At 60.3% G+C, this 17,651-nt stretch carries 14 protein-coding genes; 10 read left to right on the top strand and 4 right to left on the bottom strand.

Features of this window, described 5'->3' with window-relative positions:
• A complete protein-coding gene (gene arcD, locus PSH86_RS06395; protein ID WP_305488684.1) occupies positions 1-1,428 on the bottom strand; it encodes an arginine-ornithine antiporter in 1,428 nt (475 codons plus the stop codon).
• A gap of 392 nt (positions 1,429-1,820) precedes the next feature.
• On the opposite strand from arcD (PSH86_RS06395), the gene arcD (PSH86_RS06390) reads away from it, so the two are divergent.
• The 6 genes from arcD (PSH86_RS06390) (at position 1,821) to PSH86_RS06365 (ending at position 7,580) form a co-directional block, all read left to right on the top strand.
• Positions 1,821-3,248 carry an arginine-ornithine antiporter gene (arcD, locus tag PSH86_RS06390; RefSeq protein WP_116831614.1) on the top strand — a complete coding sequence of 476 codons (1,428 nt, stop codon included), beginning with the start codon at positions 1,821-1,823 and terminating at the stop codon, positions 3,246-3,248.
• Positions 3,249-3,279: 31 nt separating this feature from the next.
• Complete coding sequence (gene arcA, locus PSH86_RS06385; RefSeq protein ID WP_305488678.1) at positions 3,280-4,536, top strand: arginine deiminase; 1,257 nt, start codon at positions 3,280-3,282, stop codon at positions 4,534-4,536.
• Between the two features lie 83 nt (positions 4,537-4,619).
• Positions 4,620-5,630, top strand: a complete 1,011-nt coding sequence (locus tag PSH86_RS06380) for an ornithine carbamoyltransferase (protein ID WP_305488676.1) — start codon at positions 4,620-4,622, stop codon at positions 5,628-5,630.
• Between the two features lie 158 nt (positions 5,631-5,788).
• Positions 5,789-6,718, top strand: a complete 930-nt coding sequence (gene arcC, locus PSH86_RS06375) for a carbamate kinase (RefSeq protein ID WP_305488673.1) — start codon at positions 5,789-5,791, stop codon at positions 6,716-6,718.
• Positions 6,719-6,782: 64 nt separating this feature from the next.
• Positions 6,783-7,142, top strand: coding sequence for a DUF5064 family protein (locus PSH86_RS06370; protein WP_116831612.1), 360 nt, complete (start codon positions 6,783-6,785; stop codon positions 7,140-7,142).
• Positions 7,143-7,403: 261 nt separating this feature from the next.
• A complete protein-coding gene (locus tag PSH86_RS06365; protein ID WP_162843733.1) occupies positions 7,404-7,580 on the top strand; it encodes a hypothetical protein in 177 nt (58 codons plus the stop codon).
• 7 nt (positions 7,581-7,587) lie between these two features.
• Here PSH86_RS06365 and PSH86_RS06360 read toward each other — a convergent pair whose 3' ends face one another.
• Positions 7,588-8,481, bottom strand: coding sequence for a helix-turn-helix domain-containing protein (locus PSH86_RS06360; protein WP_003198494.1), 894 nt, complete (start codon positions 8,479-8,481; stop codon positions 7,588-7,590).
• 175 nt (positions 8,482-8,656) lie between these two features.
• Between PSH86_RS06360 and pobA the strand changes: the two genes are divergently transcribed.
• Both pobA and PSH86_RS06350 read left to right on the top strand, forming a co-directional pair.
• Positions 8,657-9,847, top strand: a complete 1,191-nt coding sequence (gene pobA, locus PSH86_RS06355; protein ID WP_305488669.1) for a 4-hydroxybenzoate 3-monooxygenase — start codon at positions 8,657-8,659, stop codon at positions 9,845-9,847.
• Between the two features lie 62 nt (positions 9,848-9,909).
• On the top strand, positions 9,910-11,427 hold the full coding sequence (locus tag PSH86_RS06350) for an MDR family MFS transporter (protein WP_305488666.1): 1,518 nt from the start codon (positions 9,910-9,912) through the stop codon (positions 11,425-11,427).
• A gap of 136 nt (positions 11,428-11,563) precedes the next feature.
• On the opposite strand, the gene PSH86_RS06345 is transcribed toward PSH86_RS06350, so the two are convergent.
• Complete coding sequence (locus tag PSH86_RS06345) at positions 11,564-12,913, bottom strand: MFS transporter (protein WP_109755724.1); 1,350 nt, start codon at positions 12,911-12,913, stop codon at positions 11,564-11,566.
• 365 nt (positions 12,914-13,278) lie between these two features.
• Between PSH86_RS06345 and PSH86_RS06340 the strand changes: the two genes are divergently transcribed.
• A complete protein-coding gene (locus tag PSH86_RS06340; protein WP_109755723.1) occupies positions 13,279-15,456 on the top strand; it encodes a hypothetical protein in 2,178 nt (725 codons plus the stop codon).
• A gap of 298 nt (positions 15,457-15,754) precedes the next feature.
• Here the strand turns inward: PSH86_RS06340 and PSH86_RS06335 are convergent, their stop codons facing one another.
• Positions 15,755-16,060, bottom strand: a complete 306-nt coding sequence (locus tag PSH86_RS06335) for a DUF2288 domain-containing protein (protein WP_053119051.1) — start codon at positions 16,058-16,060, stop codon at positions 15,755-15,757.
• A gap of 338 nt (positions 16,061-16,398) precedes the next feature.
• Here PSH86_RS06335 and PSH86_RS06330 point away from each other — a divergent pair, with 338 nt between their 5' ends.
• Positions 16,399-17,526 (top strand): branched-chain amino acid ABC transporter substrate-binding protein, encoded by a 1,128-nt coding sequence (locus PSH86_RS06330; RefSeq protein ID WP_109755721.1) that lies wholly within the window; start codon positions 16,399-16,401, stop codon positions 17,524-17,526.
• Positions 17,527-17,651 lie beyond the last annotated feature (125 nt).

The following is a 17,651-nucleotide window of genomic DNA, read 5'->3' as shown; positions in this document are numbered from 1 at the left end:
TCACAGTGTCAAAAACCCACTGTACAACCCATAAGCCGCCAAGCCCGCCCCGGACATCACACACGCAAAGACGCCCTTCTCCATGTGAGTGAACAACGGCTGCCGCTGCTCACGCTTGGCCTGGGCAAACAGGATCACCCCCGGCGCATACAACAGCGCCGACAGCAGCAGGTATTTCACCCCACCGGCATACAGCAGCCACACCGCATAGCACAGCGCAACGCCACCGATGCACAGGTCTTTCATGCGCCGGGCCGAGGCCTGTTCATAGGTTTCCCCGCGGGCGCACAGCAGCACCGCATAGGCCGCCGACCACAGGTACGGCACCAGGATCATCGACGAGGCGAGATAGATCAGGCTGGTGTAGGTGCCTGCGGAAAACAGGGTGATCAACAAAAACAGCTGGATCATGCCATTGGTCAGCCACAGCGCATTGACCGGAGCATGGTTGGCATTCTCCTTGGTCAGGAACGCGGGCATGGTCTTGTCCCGGGCGGTGGCGTAGAGAATTTCCGCGCACAGCAACGCCCAGGACAGCAGAGCGCCGAGCAGTGACACCGCCAATCCGACACTGATCAGCAAGGCGCCCCACGGCCCGACAATGTGCTCCAGGACGCCGGCCAGGGACGGGTTCTGCAACTGCGCCAGTTCAGGCTGGCTCATGACCCCCAGGGACAACACATTCACCAGTACCAGCAGCGCCAATACCCCGAGGAACCCGATCACCGTCGCACGCCCTACGTCCGCACGTTTTTCTGCCCGTGCCGAATACACGCTGGCGCCTTCGATACCGATGAACACGAACACCGTGACCAGCATCATGTGCCGCACCTGGTCCATCACACTGCCCAGGTCCGGGCTCAGCACGCCCCAGATATCGCGGGTGAAAATCTCTGCCTTGAAGGCCACGGCGGCCATGACGATGAACATCAACAGCGGCACGACCTTGGCCACCGTGGTCACCAGGTTGATGAACGCCGCCTCCTTGATCCCACGCAGCACCAGGAAATGCACCGCCCACAGCAGCAACGATGCACACCCGATAGCCACCGGCGTATTGCCTTGACCGAACACCGGGAAGAAATAGCCCAAGGTACTGAACAACAATACGAAGTAACCGACGTTGCCCATCCAGGCGCTGATCCAGTAGCCCCAGGCCGACGAGAAGCCCATGTAGTCACCGAACCCGGCCTTGGCATAGGCATACACGCCCGAGTCCAATTCCGGCTTGCGGTTGGCCAGGGTCTGGAACACGAAGGCCAGGGTCAGCATGCCGACGGCGGTAATGGCCCAGCCGATCAGCACCGCACCGACGTCGGCCCGAGCCGCCATGTTTTGCGGCAGGGAAAAGATCCCACCTCCGATCATCGACCCCACCACCAGGGCGACCAGGGCGCCAAGTGGCAACTTTTCAATCGGCTGCGACATGTTCTCTCACTATTAAATAAGTAAATAAAGCGACATAACGTTTTTGAATAACGTCACCCCCGCAAAGTCCACAAGCTTATGTCCTGTCCATTATCCAAGACGTTAATTTAAAAGACCATGCGGCACGATTATTTCTGTCATGCAGGCAGCCTACAAAATAGTTGCGACTCAGTGAAAATCAACTAGCGTGAATAATCCTAAGGCGAGGAAAACTTCCAACACCCTCGCCGAAGCCGCACGAAACGGGCCTTCCAAGCACTACAGACACCCACGGACGCTGTTAACTTCTTCATTAACAATGGAATGTTGCCATGCACTGATCCAGATCAGCTATTCAACTTTCAAATCGACTTAGTCTGTTGACTCTCTTCTCCTGCGCTGGAGTCTCGCAAATGTCTGATACCCCCGCAAAACTTCGATTGGGTGCATTGGTTGCACTGGTGGTCGGCTCGATGATCGGTGGCGGGATCTTTTCCTTGCCACAAAACATGGCGGCCAGTGCCGATGTCGGTGCGGTGCTGATCGGCTGGGCCATCACCGCCGTCGGCATGCTGACCCTGGCTTTCGTGTTCCAGACCCTGGCTAACCGCAAACCCGATCTGGACAGCGGTGTGTATGCCTATGCCAAGGCCGGGTTCGGCGACTACATGGGTTTCTCGTCGGCCTGGGGCTACTGGATCAGCGCCTGGTTGGGCAACGTCGGTTACTTCGTACTGTTGTTCAGCACCCTGGGCTACTTCTTCCCGATTTTTGGTGAGGGCAACACCGTCGCCGCGGTGATTGGCGCCTCGGTGTTGTTATGGGCGGTGCATTGGCTGGTGCTGCGCGGCATCAAGGAAGCGGCGTTCATCAACCTGGTGACCACCGTCGCCAAGATCGTACCGCTGGTGCTGTTCGTGCTGATCGCGGTGTTCGCCTTCAAGCTCGATATTTTCACCGCCGACATCTGGGGCCTGAAGAACCCGGATCTGGGCAGTGTGATGAACCAGGTGCGCAACATGATGCTGGTCACCGTGTGGGTGTTCATCGGCATCGAAGGTGCGAGTATTTTTTCCGCCCGGGCCGAGAAACGTACCGACGTGGGCAAGGCCACCGTGATCGGTTTCATCACCGTGCTGCTGTTCCTGGTGCTGGTGAACGTATTGTCCCTGGGCATCATGACCCAGCCTGAATTGGCAAAATTGCAGAACCCGTCCATGGCTGCCGTGCTGGAGCATGTGGTGGGGCACTGGGGCGCGGTGCTGATCAGCGTCGGCCTGATCATCTCGCTGCTCGGCGCCCTGCTGTCCTGGGTGTTGCTGTGCGCCGAGATCATGTTCGCCGCCGCCAAGGACCACACCATGCCCGAGTTCCTGCGCCGGGAGAACGCCAACCACGTACCGGCCAACGCCCTGTGGCTGACCAATGCGATGGTCCAGCTGTTTTTGGTCATCACCCTGTTCTCGGCCAGCACTTACCTGTCTCTGATCTATCTCGCCACCTCGATGATCCTGGTGCCCTACCTGTGGTCGGCGGCTTACGCAGTGCTGCTGGCGGTACGCGGCGAGACCTACGAAAACGCCCTGGCCGAACGCCGCAAGGACCTGATCATCGGCGCCATCGCCCTGATTTACGCGATGTGGTTGCTGTATGCCGGTGGGGTCAAGTACTTGCTGCTCTCCGCCCTGCTCTACGCCCCCGGCGCGATCCTGTTCGCCAAAGCCAAGCACGAGCTGGGCAAACCGGTTTTCACCTCTGTCGAGAAGCTGATTTTCGCCGCAGTGATCGCAGGCGCCCTGGTGGCTGCCTATGGGCTCTACGACGGCTTCCTGACCTTGTAGCTGGCTGATTGTTTTAACTGGAGGATTTGTAATGACCACGGAAAAAGTGAAATACGGCGTTCATTCCGAAGCCGGTAAATTACGTAAAGTCATGGTGTGTTCCCCAGGCCTGGCCCATCAGCGGTTGACCCCGAACAACTGTGACGAGCTGCTGTTCGATGACGTGATCTGGGTCAACCAGGCCAAGCGCGATCATTTCGATTTCGTCACCAAGATGCGCGAGCGTGACATCGACGTGCTGGAAATGCACAACCTGCTGACCGACATCGTCGCCATCCCCGAAGCCCTCGACTGGATCCTGCAGCGCAAGATCACCGCCGACTCGGTGGGCCTGGGCCTGGTGAATGAAGTCGGTTCGTGGCTGCGCAGCCTGGAGCCGCGCCATATCGCCGAATTCCTGATCGGTGGCGTCTCGGCCGATGACCTGCCGGACAGCTTCGGTGGCAAGACCATCCAGATGTTCCGCGACTTCCTCGGGCACTCCAGCTTCATCCTGCCACCGCTGCCCAACACCCAGTTCACCCGCGATACCACTTGCTGGATCTACGGCGGCGTGACGCTGAACCCGATGTACTGGCCGGCGCGCCGCCAGGAAACCCTGCTGGCCAGCGCCATCTACAAATTCCACCCCGAGTTCACCCAGGCTGACTTCCAGATCTGGTACGGCGACCCGGACCAGGATCACGGCAACGCGACCCTCGAAGGCGGCGACGTGATGCCCATCGGCAACGGCGTGGTGCTGATCGGCATGGGCGAACGTTCGTCCCGCCAGGCCATCGGCCAACTGGCGCTGAACCTGTTCAAGCACAAGGCCGTGGAACGGGTGATCGTCGCCGGCTTGCCGAAATCCCGCGCCGCCATGCACCTGGACACCGTGTTCAGCTTCTGCGATCGCGACCTGGTGACGGTTTTCCCGGAAGTGGTGAGCCAGATCGTCGCCTTCTCCCTGCGCCCAGACGAAAGCAAGCCCGGCGGTATCGATATACGTCGCGAGGAAGGCAGCTTCCTCGACACCGTCGCCTCGGCCCTCAGGCTGAAGGCGCTGCGAGTAGTGGAAACCGGCGGCAACAGCTTCGCCGCCGAGCGCGAGCAATGGGATGACGGCAACAACGTGGTGGCCGTGGAGCCGGGCGTGGTGATCGGCTACGACCGCAACACCTACACCAACACCCTGCTGCGCAAGGCCGGTGTGGAAGTCATCACCATCAGCGCCAGCGAACTGGGCCGGGGCCGGGGCGGTGGTCACTGCATGACCTGCCCGATCATCCGCGACCCAATCGACTACTGACCTTTGAGCCTGGACCGGCACCGCTCTCCATCCCACGGCAGAGACCGGCCCAGGGGATAACCGAACCCAAGGAGATCCAAATCATGGCTTTCAACATGCGCAACCGCAGCCTGCTGAGCTTGATGCACCACACCAATCGCGAGCTGCACTATCTGCTGGACCTGTCCCGCGACCTCAAGCGTGCCAAGTACACCGGCACCGAACAGCCGCACCTCAAGGGCAAGAACATCGCGCTGATCTTCGAGAAAACCTCGACCCGCACCCGCTGCGCCTTCGAAGTCGCGGCCCATGACCAGGGCGCCCACGTCACCTACATCGACCCGGTGTCGTCGCAGATCGGCCACAAGGAAAGCATGAAAGACACCGCCCGGGTGCTGGGGCGGATGTTCGACGCCATCGAATACCGTGGCTTCGAACAGGAGATCGTCGAGGAACTGGCCAAGTTCGCCGGGGTGCCGGTGTTCAACGGCCTGACCGCCGAATTCCACCCCACCCAGATGATCGCCGACACCCTGACCATGCGCGAGCACAGCGACAAGCCGTTGCATGACATCAGCTACGCGTACCTGGGCGACGCACGCTACAACATGGGCAATTCGCTGCTGATGATCGGCGCCAAGCTGGGCATGGACGTACGCATCGGCGCACCGAAAGCACTCTGGCCGCATCAGGACTTCATCGACCAGTGCCAGGCCTTCGCCGCCGAAAGTGGCGGGCTCATCACCATCACCGAGGACCCGAAGGAAGCGGTCAAGGGCGTGGACTTCATCCACACCGACATCTGGGTGTCCATGGGCGAGCCAGTGGAAGCCTGGGATGAGCGCATCGAGCAATTGCTGCCCTACCAGGTCAACGCGCAAATGATGAAGGCCTCGGGCAACCCGCGGGTGAAATTCATGCACTGCCTGCCGGCGTTCCATAACAGCGAAACCAAGGTCGGCAAGGACATCGCCGCCCGCTATCCGAACCTGGCCAACGGTGTGGAAGTGACCGAAGAGGTCTTCGAATCGCCGGCCAACATCGCCTTCGAGCAAGCGGAAAACCGCATGCACACCATCAAGGCGATCCTGGTGTCGGCGCTGGCGGATATCTAGAACCTCATGCAGTTGTGGGAGCAAGGCTTGCCCGCGATGGCATCGCCCCGGTCCATCAGTTACACCGAGGTGTTTGCATCGCGGGCAAGCCTTGCTCCCACAGGCCAGCTTCCACAAGGGAACAGCATTGTTCGATCCATTTTTGAAAGGACAGCATCATGCGTATCGTCGTTGCCCTGGGCGGTAACGCCCTCCTGCGTCGGGGTGAACCCATGACCGCAGACAACCAGCGCATCAATATCCGTACCGCGACCGAACAGATCGCGAAGATCCACCCCGGCAACCAACTGGTCATCGCCCACGGCAACGGCCCGCAGGTCGGCCTGCTGTCGTTACAGGCGGCAGCCTACACCTCGGTCACACCGTATCCGCTGGACGTGCTCGGCGCCGAAACCGAAGGCATGATCGGCTACATCATCGAACAGGAACTGGGCAACCTGCTGGACTTCGAAGTGCCCTTCGCAACGCTGCTGACCCAAGTCGAAGTCGACGCCAACGATCCGGCTTTCAAGAACCCGACCAAACCGATCGGCCCAGTCTACGACAAGGTCGAAGCCGAAAAACTGGCCGCCGAGAAAGGCTGGGCCATCGCCCCGGATGGCGACAAGTTCCGCCGCGTGGTCGCAAGCCCCAGGCCCAAGCACATCTTTGAAATCCGCCCGATCAAATGGCTGCTGGAAAAGGGCAGCATCGTGATCTGCGCCGGCGGTGGCGGCATCCCGACGATGTATGACGCCGACGGCAAGCTGCAAGGCGTGGAAGCGGTGATCGACAAGGACCTGTGCTCGGCGCTGCTGGCCGAACAACTGGAAAGCGATCTGCTGGTGATCGCCACCGACGTCAATGCCGCGTTCATCGACTTCGGCAAGCCAACCCAGAAAGCCATCGCCCAGGCCCACCCCGACGAAATGGAAAAACTCGGCTTCGCCGCCGGCTCCATGGGGCCGAAGGTGCAAGCGGCCTGCGAGTTTGCGCGCAACACTGGCAAGGTCGCGGTGATCGGTTCACTCTCGGACATCGACGCGATCGTCCAGGGCACGGCCGGCACCCGCATCAGCACGGCGACACCGGGCATCGCTTATCGATAACAGGAAACTTGTCGGGCAGATCCAGGGTCTGCCCTACTCCCATGCCTTCGAAGGAGAGTCGCTTATGGCCATGTTCGAACCCGGTCACCTGCACATGGAACGCCATGCACTGAACAAGGATGATTTCAGCTACAACCTGTGCATCGACTACAAGGTCGACCAGGACGGCAAGGAGGGCACGGGCATGTCGTTCCGGGTGCATGGCACCGTCGAAGACAAGCCCCTGGACGAGACGTTCTTCCTGGCCAAGGACCAGGCCTTCGACTTCGCCCGTCATGCCACGCGCATCGCCCAGAAATACGGCTTGCCCAAGACCGCCAGCATCGGCTCGATGCACAAGTACTACGACGAAATGTTCGAAGACGTGCGCAAGCAACTGGACGTCAAGCCAGGGGATCCGATGAAGCCTGAACACCTGGAATAACCCGGTTAAAAGACCACCCCAGTCCCCTGTGGAACTGATCTGTGGGAGCAAGGCTTGCCTGCGATGGCATCGCCTCGGTTTATCCGCTACACCGAGGTGTCTGCATCGCGGGCAAGCCTTGCTCCCACAAGCTCGCTTCCACAGGGGAGTATCAGCGATCTGAATATCGGGTTAAATGCAACACCTGCCTGGCTGGCATCCCACCACGGCTGACCTATGCTCAATGTAGTACCCCCGGGTATTCGTTCAGAGGTCACCGCCATGAACATCAAAACAAGAAGACGCCTCGCCATCTTCGTCACCTGCGCCGCCACGCTTGCGCTATATGGCACTGCGGCCTACCGGGTCGAGCAGGCCAGGCAACTGCCCCGTGAATACGCCAGTTGCAACTTCGAACGTTGCATCCCCCACAGTGCGACCCTGAACGCCCTGCGCTAAGGCGTGGTCAGTCGTCCTGTTGATCGGTCTTGAGCCGGTCCCGGAACGCCTTGGGCGAGATGCCGACGCGCCGGCGGAATAGCCGGGTGAAGTTGGTCGGGTCGGAAAACCCGAGCATTTCGGAAATCTCGTAGATGGTCATGCCGGTGTAGGTCAGCAGCCGCTTGGCTTCCAGCAACTGACGCTCGTGCATGATCTGCAACGCCGGTTGCCCCGCCAATTCCCGACAGGTGCCATTGAGGTGCGACACGGAAATGCCCAGGCGATGGGCCAGGTCTTCGACCTTGACGTGCTCGCGATAGGTTTCTTCCACCAACTGAATGAACCCGTTGAGGTATTCCCGGGCCCGTTGCGGGCGCTGGGCCTGGGTGTGGCGCTGCATCACCTGGCGGCTGACCCAGACCATGATCACGCTGACCAGTGCATGCATCAGCATTTCCCGGGCCGGTTGATGCCCCACGTACTCATTCTGCAAGGCGCTGAACAGGCTATTGAGGTACTCGGCATTCTCAAGGGCGGGGTAGCTTTCGGCCTGGGCCAGGACATTGACCGAATGCCCCAGTTGCGCTTGCAGGTGCGTGACCAGCGGTGCAGCCAGGGTCACCACGTAACCTTCCACATCCTCGGAAAAACGAAAGCCATGGACCGACAACGGCGGCAGGATCTGCACCGCCGGTTCGGTGAGTAGCGTGCGCCGGCCTTCGATTTCCAGTTCCGCCTGGCCCTTGAAGACAAACAGCAACTGGCACAGATCCGCATGCCGATGGGGTTTGATTTCCCATTGATGCTCGCGGCTGCGCTTGGAGATGGTTTCGCAATGCAACAGGTCCGGCGTCGGCCATTCCTGGCTTTCACCGTAGAGCTTGAACACCGGGATCGAAGGCAGGTCAGGTTTTTTCATAACGTGGATCCGGGCCTGGGGTGGCGGGCGATAATCGCACCAATTGGCGAAAAGAACAGGTATCGGCTCAGTTTTCCCCTTCAACTGACAGGTCCGCAAGCGAAAAATGTAGGCACTCGATTTCTAATAATCAACACCGACCCTGGTCGCGTGCTTCGTGCGAGTCATAAGAACAATGAAAACCCTCAAGACCCAAGTCGCTATTATCGGCGCCGGCCCCTCTGGCCTGCTGCTCGGCCAGTTGCTGCACAACGCCGGGATCGACACTGTCATCCTCGAACGCCAAACCCCGGAATACGTACTGAGCCGCATCCGCGCCGGTGTGCTGGAGCAAGGCATGGTCGAGCTGCTGCGCCAGGCCGGCGTTGGCCAACGCATGGACGCCGAAGGCCTGCCCCATGACGGCTTTGAACTGGTGCTCAACGATCGGCGGGTACACATCGACCTCAAGGGCCTGACCGGTGGCAAAAACGTCATGGTCTACGGCCAGACCGAAGTCACCCGAGACTTGATGGCCGCCCGCGAAGCCGCCGGCGCCCGGACCCTGTACCTGGTCAGCAACGCCCAGCCCCACGACATGCAAACCGAACAGCCCTTCGTGACCTTTGAGCATGAAGGGCAATCCTGGCGCCTGGACTGCGACTACATTGCCGGTTGCGACGGTTTCCACGGCGTGGCGCGACAGTCCATTCCTGCGGAAAAACTCAAGGTCTTCGAGCGCGTCTACCCGTTTGGCTGGCTCGGCGTGCTGGCCGACACGCCGCCGGTCCACGAAGAACTGGTCTACGCTCGTCACACCCGCGGTTTTGCCCTGTGCAGCATGCGCTCCAAGACCCGCACCCGTTATTACCTGCAAGTACCCGCCGAGGAGCAATTGGCCGACTGGCCGGACGAGCGCTTCTGGCAGGAGCTGAAAAACCGCCTGCCCCTTGATCTGGCCGAAGCCCTGGTGACCGGCCCTTCCATCGAGAAAAGCATCGCACCGCTGCGCAGCTTCGTGGTCGAGCCGATGCAATACGGACGCATGTTCCTGGTGGGCGATGCCGCCCATATTGTCCCGCCCACCGGCGCCAAGGGGCTGAACCTGGCGGCCAGCGATGTCAGCACGCTGTTCAACATCCTGCTCAAGGTCTATCGCGACGGGCGGGTGGATTTGCTTGAAAAGTATTCGGCCATCTGCCTGCGCCGCGTCTGGAAAGCCGAACGGTTCTCCTGGTGGATGACCTCGATGCTGCACCGCTTCGACGACGATGCCTTCAACCAGCGCATCAGCGAAGCCGAGCTGGAATATTTCGTCGACTCCGAGGCCGGGCGCAAAACCATCGCGGAAAATTACGTCGGCCTTCCTTACGAGGCTATCGAATAGCCGGCTACCGATTTAAACTGCGGGCCTTGTCTCATTCGCCTCTACGGCCCGCAGGTTCTGCCGTGACTCAGTTCAATACGCTCCAAGCCCCGAAGCCGGCCATCCGCAGCGTGCTGGTGGCGCTGATGCTGGCGATTTTCCTGGGTGCACTGGACCAGACCATCGTCGCCGTTTCGATGCCGGCCATCTCCGCCCAATTTGCCGACGTCAGCCTGCTGGCCTGGGTGATTTCCGGCTACATGGTCGCCATGACCGTGGCGGTGCCGATCTACGGCAAGCTCGGCGACCTCTATGGGCGTCGGCCGCTGATGCTGTTCGGCATGGGCCTGTTCACCCTGGCCTCGCTGTTCTGTGGCCTGGCGCAAAACATGGAACAACTGGTGCTGGCGCGGATTTTCCAGGGCATCGGCGCCGGCGGGATGATTTCGGTGAGCCAGGCGATCATCGGCGACATCATCCCGCCCCGCGAGCGTGGCCGCTACCAGGGCTATTTCAGCAGCATGTACGCGGTGGCCAGCGTGGCCGGGCCGGTGCTCGGCGGCTACATGACCGAATACCTGTCGTGGCGCTGGGTGTTCTGGATCAACCTGCCGCTGGGGCTCGCGGCCTGGTGGGTGGCCCGGCGCACCCTGGTCGGGCTGCCGGTGCCGCAACGCACGCCGATCATCGACTACTTGGGCACCGTGTTGCTGATCATCGGTCTGACGGCGCTGTTGCTGGGGATCACCCAGGTCGGCCAGGGCCATGCCTGGCACAGCCAGGAAGTACTGGGGTTACTCGGTTGTGCGGGGGTAACGCTGGGGGTGTTCGCCTGGCACGAGCGCCGGGCTCGGGAACCGTTGCTGCCAATGCACCTGTTCGCCAACCGCAGCGCGGTGCTGTGTTGGTGCACGGTGTTCTTCACCAGTTTCCAGGCGATTTCCCTGATCGTGCTGGTACCGTTGCGCTTCCAGAGCGTGACCGGCGCGGGTGCCGATAGCGCGGCGTTGCACTTGTTGCCGCTGGCGATAGGGCTGCCGATAGGTGCGTACTTCGCTGGACGCCGGACCTCAATCACAGGGCGCTACAAACCGATGATCCTGAGCGGTGCCCTGCTCTTCCCGCTCGCCATCCTCGGCATGGCCTTCACCCCGCCCGCCGCGTTCTGGCTCAGCAGCCTGTTCATGCTGCTCTCTGGCATCGCCTCCGGCATGCAATTCCCCACTTCGTTGGTGGGTTCGCAAAACTCCGTAGACCAACAGGACATCGGCGTCGCCACCAGCACCACCAACCTGTTCCGCTCCCTCGGCGGTGCGGTGGGCGTGGCACTGATGTCGGCGTTGCTGCTGGCGTTGCTGCAGGATTCAAGCTTCGCCCAGATCGCCAGCTCGTCGCTGATCGGCGAAGGGCATTCCGGCAATGTCTTGCTGGACGGCCTGAACGCCGCCCCGGGCGAGGCCCAGAGTGCCTTGCGCCAGGCATTGCAGGCGACGTTCCGGGACTTGCTGTTGATCAGCGCGGCGGTGTCGCTGTTGGGGCTGGCAGCGGCGGTGGCGATGCCTGATCGCTTGCTGCGGGGACGGGATGAAAAGGTTGGATAACCTGTAAGACACGATCTGTGGCGAGGGAGCTTGCTCCCGTTGGGGCGCGAAGCGGCCCCAAAAATGTTGCGGTCGCTGCGCAACCGAGCGGGAGCAAGCTCCCTCGCCACAAAAGCATTGTTGTCACAAAATCTCTTCAGGCCGTCGCCGCGACACCCTCCGGCATCACCTCCGCGCTCATCCCGTCCTTCATCCGCTTGGCATCGCGCACGAAGCAGCGTGACGCCAGGAACAGGAACACCATGGTCAGGAGCAGCGCCACCGGGATCAGGTACATCGCGTCGTGCAGGCCGATGGCCTTGAACGCTTCGGTCATCTGGTCGACACCCGCGGTTGCCATGGCCGTGCGGGCAAAGTAGTCGGACAAGCCGCCCACCACCACCGGCCCCAAACCGCCACCGAGCAAATACAGCCCGGCAAAGTACAACGCCATCGCCGTGGCGCGCAGGCGCGGTTCCACCACGTCCTGGATCGCAGTGTAGACACAGGTGTAGAAGTTATAGGCAAACAGCCAACCAACACTGAACACCGCCACGAACACGCCGATTTCAATGCGCCCGGCATGCAGGGCCCACGCTGTGGTGACCGTCGAGATCGCCAGGCTGAACGCTGCGAACAGCAGCCGGCCGTTGGGCACGCGCTGGTGGATCTTGTCCGCGACCCAGCCACCCAGGGTGAGCCCGAACAGCCCCGTCACACCCACCATGATCCCGGTGGCCACGGCCGCCTCGTGCAGCGGCATCAGGAAATAACGTTGCAGCATCGGCACCAGGAACGAGTTGCAAGCATAGGTGGCGAAGTTGAAGCACAGCCCGGCCAGCACCAGCCATAGGAAAGTGGGAATCGCCAGTACCCGGCGAACCGGCCTGTCGATCTTTTCCTGGGACACCTGCACGGTTTCCGCCGCGCCGCGCTTGGGTTCCTTGATGAAAAACATGAACACCGCCAGCACCAGCCCCGGCACCGCCGCAATGAAGAACGGCGCACGCCAGCTGTCGAACGCCTTGACCATCGCGCCAATGGTGAAAAACGCCAACAGCAGGCCCAGCGGCAGCCCCAGCATGAAGATGCCCATGGCCCGCGCCCGACGGTGGGCAGGGAACAGATCGCCAATCAGTGAGTTGGCGGCTGGCGCGTAGCTGGCCTCGCCGATGCCGACGCCCATGCGCACCACCAGGAACGCCCAGAAACTGCCCACCAGGCCGTTCACCGCGGTCAGTCCGCTCCAGGCTGCCAGGCCCCAGCCCATCAACTTGCTGCGCGAACCGGTATCGGCCATGCGCCCCAGCGGCAATCCCGCAATGGCATAAACGATGGTGAAGGCGGTGCCGATGATGCCGATCTGGAAGTCGCTGAGGCTCCACTCCATACGGATCGGCTCGATGATGATCGCCGGGATGGTGCGGTCGAAGAAGTTGAACAGGTTGGCAAGGAACAGCAGGAACAGAATGCGCCAGGCATTCGCCGCTTGGGTCGAGTTCTGCATGGGTCCGTCTCTTTATTGTTATGGGGGCAACGGCGAGGCATCCGAGCCCGAAGTCTGCAATCTAGACAGCGGCGCGTGGACTGTCTCCAATCATTCGCAAGGTTGATACCCGCCCATGGCGAGGGGCGTGTTTATTGATAGCGGTCAATTTCCTGTAACAATTGCCATCATTTTGCCCGTTCTTGATTAAAGATCGTCTCCAGGTGGCCGATTCAACCTATCAGGAAAGAATCTCCCGAGCGGCGCTCAGGCACAGTCCTGAACGCTCGGGCCGACCTTCGCGCCATCCAAGGACGCGAGCTCCCATCCGCGACGGTTCGATGACAGCGCTCGTCGAACCAACCAGTTCAGGCATATGGCGCACAATGACTTCCAAAAAAACAGCCACTGCGGTATCCGATCTGACCCTGAGCCCGGCCGCCAACGGCCCTGAAGTCTCGAAACCCTCGAGCAGCTCGCGTCCCCTGTCGACTCAGCAGTATCTGTATTTCACCGAAACCAACACCGATCGGATCCTCGACAACCTCGATGGCCTGCGCGACGCGGTGTTCCCGCGTCCGCCCCATCTGGTAGAAGACGAGAGCGACCGTACCCAGCAGGAATTCCCGTCGGTGTGCCTGATCGGCCTGGGGCGCTGCGGCTCCAACATTGCCCTGGACGTGGCCGAGCTGGTGTACAACGCCCGCAAGTTCTACCTCAACGAATTCAACGCCGAAGACAAGGCCTACAGCGACAAGGGCTACAGCCCCGCGCAGTGGATCCGCAACAATCTGCGCCTGGGCACCAGCAAGGCCAGCAAACCGGTGTTCCTGGTGGAACCGCTGGTAATGCTCGGCGACCTGGACAAGGACATCGCCGGGCGCATCCGCTTCTCGCGCAAGGGTGAGAAAAGCGGCTTTTTGCGCGACTACAGCAAAATGAAAATCATGGACCTGTCGGAAGTCCACGCCGGTGGTGCCGGTAACGCGCCGATCCTGGGCCAGTACCTGGCCAAGATCATCCTGAACAAGGACACCCAGCGCTTCTCCAGCCCTGACTGGAAAATGATCCACTCGTACCTGATCGACAGCTGCGGCATCAAGGCCAACCAGTCGCGCCTGTACTTCTCGATCTTCAGTGCCGGCGGCGGTACCGGTTCGGGCATGGCCTCGGAGTTCGGCCTGGCCCAGCAATACTCGTACATGAACAAGACGTTCGACACCAAGCCGATGGACGAACACGACAGCAAGAGCGGTCATTCCTTCGTCTTCGAACCGATCTTCACCAGCGGCATCTGCGTGCTGCCGAACATTTCCGACCACCGCAGCGAAATGTCCGAGGCCCTGCACATCAACGCCGGACGCCTGCTGTGCAAGTACCTGTCGGAAGAATGGGATTTCTCGTACAACTTCGCCAACGAAGACAGCAGCGAAGCCAGCGTCATGGGCCGTATCCGCCCGTGGAACGCGATGATGCTGATTTCCAACGACATCATGCGCTACGCCGAAGAAAGCGATGACGGCAACATCCAGAACATTGATGTCAATGCCATGGAGAAGCACGCCAACCAGTACATCTCCCAACAGATCTTCAACATCCTGACGGCCCAGGCGGTCACGACCGATTACGACCAGAACTACTTCAGGCGTGCCGGCATCGACATCGGCGAAACCATTCGCCTGGACGCCAACGACCTGTTCATGAGCCTGGCCGGGCCGGTAGCGATTGCCTACGCCGAATCCGTGGTCCCGGAAACCCCGGCGCCAAGCGGCGACAAGTTCAAGGTGTTCGAGAAAGAGCCACCACGCCTGAACATCGACGACCTGTTCTTCCGCTCCATCGACCTGCCGCACTTCAACAAAGTCACCCAGGCCATCGAAGGCATCAGCCTGTTGCCGATCGAATCCAAGCGCTACCGCGCCTCGCTGGAGCAGTACAAGAATTCCGGCTACGACGCAGCCGCCCTGCACGACCTGCACTTCTTCAAGAACTGCTCGTCGGTGGTGTCCATCGTCTCGTTGCCCAAGGACTACAAGCTGTCCTACATGGACCTGAACCGGCTCAAGACCCATCTCAACAGCCTGTTCCCCAACACGACCCTCAAGCGTTACGCGTTGGTGATCGGCGCCTCGGCCAACCTGTCGCTGACCACCCTGATCGCCAAGAGCCCGTGCCTGTCGGACGACTTCCTGACCCTGATCGTGGCCTTCATCAAACGCTGCTTCGCCCGCACCCCGTACCGTTTCGACGACACCCTGGACAACTCGATCCTGGACTTCATCATCAATGAAGACTTCGACGAAGAACGGATCGACGATCTGCTCAACGAATTCGAGAACCCGGCGAAGATCCTCGACACCAACTGGTACGCGATCAAGCCGATGTACGAGAAGAAATACCGCGAGCTGATCAATGACAAGGACAAGTTCGTCTCGATCAACGATATCCGCCTGTCCCGTGACTGCGTGAAGAAGTCCATCAAGTACCTGCGCGAGATCTACCGTCACCGCATTGGCAAGACCAAGGTTATTTCCCTTAATAACCATACTGGCAGGACTTATTGAGGTAGGCGCAAGAGCGCGTCACCCCGAATCGCGAGCAGGCTCGCTCCCACATTTGATCGCGTTCTTCCTGAAGAAACTCGGTCTACTGTGGGAGCGAGCCTGCTCGCGATGGCGATCTCAAATACACTACACAACAACATCCAGAAACAATTAACCAGCCCCATGGCTGGTCCAGAAACTGTTCCCGTTACGTATACGTCACCCTCTCCTGTGGCGTTTCGCCACGGCAGGACGCCATCACGCTACTCACCTACACACTTTCATCCGACAGAAATCACGAACCAAGTTGGTGCACTGATCAGTTTGACGCCCTTTCCTGGATCATAATCCAGGGCGAAACCACCACCGCCCAAAGCTGCGGATCACGCTCCAGAAAATCCAGCGCCCGCGTTTCAGACAGCTTGGCGAGCTGGTCGGCGGCCAGCCAGGCAGCGACTTTGGTACCTTCGTCCTGGGCAACGGCTTCGGCGGCGGCGATCAAATCCAGTGCCGGATCGACCCACAATAGGGCACCCTTGGCAAAGAACGGCTCCAGCTCTTTCCAGGTGATGGATGCGGTTTCACCAAGCAGCTTGGCATAGAGGGTGCTAGGTTCTTGATTCATGGGACCTGTCCGGAAAAGAAATCGGCGCGAATGATAACGTCGGTGGTCTGGCAGAAAAACCCGGTAGTAATTGCAGCACCGATTGAAAAGCGCAGGAAAGCCAAGGATTGCCGATATGACCGGACAACCCCCGCCGCCATTCTGTCTTTTTCTTTCAATTAAGCGACACCCTCAGGTTTTGCCCCCAAGCGCCAGCTTCCCTTGCCAACAACCGGCGCTCTACACTGTACCGGTACAGTTGCCGGGGGCATTTCCGCGAGGGTATCCAAGATATCTGACCCGGTTCTGCTGCTACGGCGCCAGGACTATAAAAACTACAACAGCATGAGTGGAGCACTATGACTAAGGCTACTAAGCAGATTTCCAAACTGTTTGCCGCTATGGTTCTGGCCGGGGTTGCCAGCCATTCGTTCGCCGCCGACACCATCACCATCGGCATTGCCGGTCCGAAAACCGGTCCGGTCACCCAGTACGGCGACATGCAATTCATTGGCGCGAAACAAGCCATCAAGGACATCAACGCCAAGGGCGGCGTCGACGGCAAGATGCTCGAAGTCAAGGAATACGATGACGCTTGCGATCCTAAACAGGCCGTTGCCGTGGCCAACAAAGTGGTCAACGATGGCGTCAAGTTCGTCGTCGGCCACCTGTGCTCCAGCTCCACCCAGCCAGCTTCGGACATCTATGAAGACGAAGGCGTGATCATGATCACTCCGGCAGCCACCAGCCCGGACATCACCACTCGTGGCTACAAGATGATTTTCCGCACCATCGGCCTGGACAGCGCCCAGGGCCCTGCCGCCGGCAACTACATCGCCGACCACGTCAAGCCGAAAGTCGTCGCTGTACTGCACGACAAACAGCAGTACGGTGAAGGCATCGCCAGCGCCGTGAAGAAAACCCTCGAGGCCAAAGGCGTCAAAGTAGCCGTATTCGAAGGCCTGAACGCTGGCGACAAGGACTTCTCCTCGATCATCCAGCGCCTCAAGCAAAACAACGTCGACTTCGTCTACTACGGCGGCTACCACCCTGAACTGGGTCTGATCCTGCGTCAGTCCAAGGAAAAAGGCCTGAAAGCCAAGTTCATGGGCCCGGAAGGTGTCGGCAACGACTCCATCTCGCAAATCGCCCAGGACGCCTCCGAAGGCCTGCTGGTCACCCTGCCGAAGTCCTTCGATGCCGATCCGGCGAACAAGGCCGTCGTCGACGCCATCAAGGCCGACGGCAAGGATCCGAGCGGTCCGTTCGTGTTCCCGGCCTACTCCGCGGTCCAACTGATCGCCGAAGGCATCAAGGCCGCCAAGAGCGAAGACACTGCCAAGGTCGCCGAGGCCATCCACAAAGGCACCTTCAAGACCCCGACCGGCGACCTGTCGTTCGACGCGAAGGGCGACCTGAAGGACTTCCAGTTCGTGGTCTACGAATGGCACTTCAACAAACCGAAGACTGAAGTCTCCCCTCAGTAAGCCAGGCCTTACTGGTCAACAAGCCCACTGTGCGAGCAGTGGGCTTTGTTTTACGAGGTTTATGGGCCAGGCACCCGCGATCCGGGAGCTGGTTCACCTGAAAATCTTAAAACCGTCACCAGCGG

Origin of the sequence: Pseudomonas sp. FP2300 (assembly GCF_030687595.1) — a bacterium.
Classification (GTDB): Bacteria; Pseudomonadota; Gammaproteobacteria; order Pseudomonadales; family Pseudomonadaceae; genus Aquipseudomonas; species Aquipseudomonas bijieensis.
Note: the sequence above shows the minus strand (reverse complement) of the source record. Positions and strands in the feature narration are given on the sequence as shown.

Bases quoted from the DNA above. Each gene is read 5' to 3' on its own strand.
- PSH86_RS06380 (WP_305488676.1), top strand. From the start codon at position 4,620: ATGGCTTTCAACATGCGCAACCGCAGCCTGCTGAGCTTGATGCACCAC.
- arcC (WP_305488673.1), top strand. From the start codon at position 5,789: ATGCGTATCGTCGTTGCCCTGGGCGGTAACGCCCTCCTGCGTCGGGGT.
- PSH86_RS06330 (WP_109755721.1), top strand. From the start codon at position 16,399: ATGACTAAGGCTACTAAGCAGATTTCCAAACTGTTTGCCGCTATGGTT.
- PSH86_RS06345 (WP_109755724.1), bottom strand. From the start codon at position 12,913: ATGCAGAACTCGACCCAAGCGGCGAATGCCTGGCGCATTCTGTTCCTG.
- arcA (WP_305488678.1), top strand. From the start codon at position 3,280: ATGACCACGGAAAAAGTGAAATACGGCGTTCATTCCGAAGCCGGTAAA.
- PSH86_RS06365 (WP_162843733.1), top strand. From the start codon at position 7,404: ATGAACATCAAAACAAGAAGACGCCTCGCCATCTTCGTCACCTGCGCC.
- arcD (WP_116831614.1), top strand. From the start codon at position 1,821: ATGTCTGATACCCCCGCAAAACTTCGATTGGGTGCATTGGTTGCACTG.
- PSH86_RS06340 (WP_109755723.1), top strand. From the start codon at position 13,279: ATGACTTCCAAAAAAACAGCCACTGCGGTATCCGATCTGACCCTGAGC.
- pobA (WP_305488669.1), top strand. From the start codon at position 8,657: ATGAAAACCCTCAAGACCCAAGTCGCTATTATCGGCGCCGGCCCCTCT.
- arcD (WP_305488684.1), bottom strand. From the start codon at position 1,428: ATGTCGCAGCCGATTGAAAAGTTGCCACTTGGCGCCCTGGTCGCCCTG.
- PSH86_RS06335 (WP_053119051.1), bottom strand. From the start codon at position 16,060: ATGAATCAAGAACCTAGCACCCTCTATGCCAAGCTGCTTGGTGAAACC.
- PSH86_RS06360 (WP_003198494.1), bottom strand. From the start codon at position 8,481: ATGAAAAAACCTGACCTGCCTTCGATCCCGGTGTTCAAGCTCTACGGT.
- PSH86_RS06370 (WP_116831612.1), top strand. From the start codon at position 6,783: ATGGCCATGTTCGAACCCGGTCACCTGCACATGGAACGCCATGCACTG.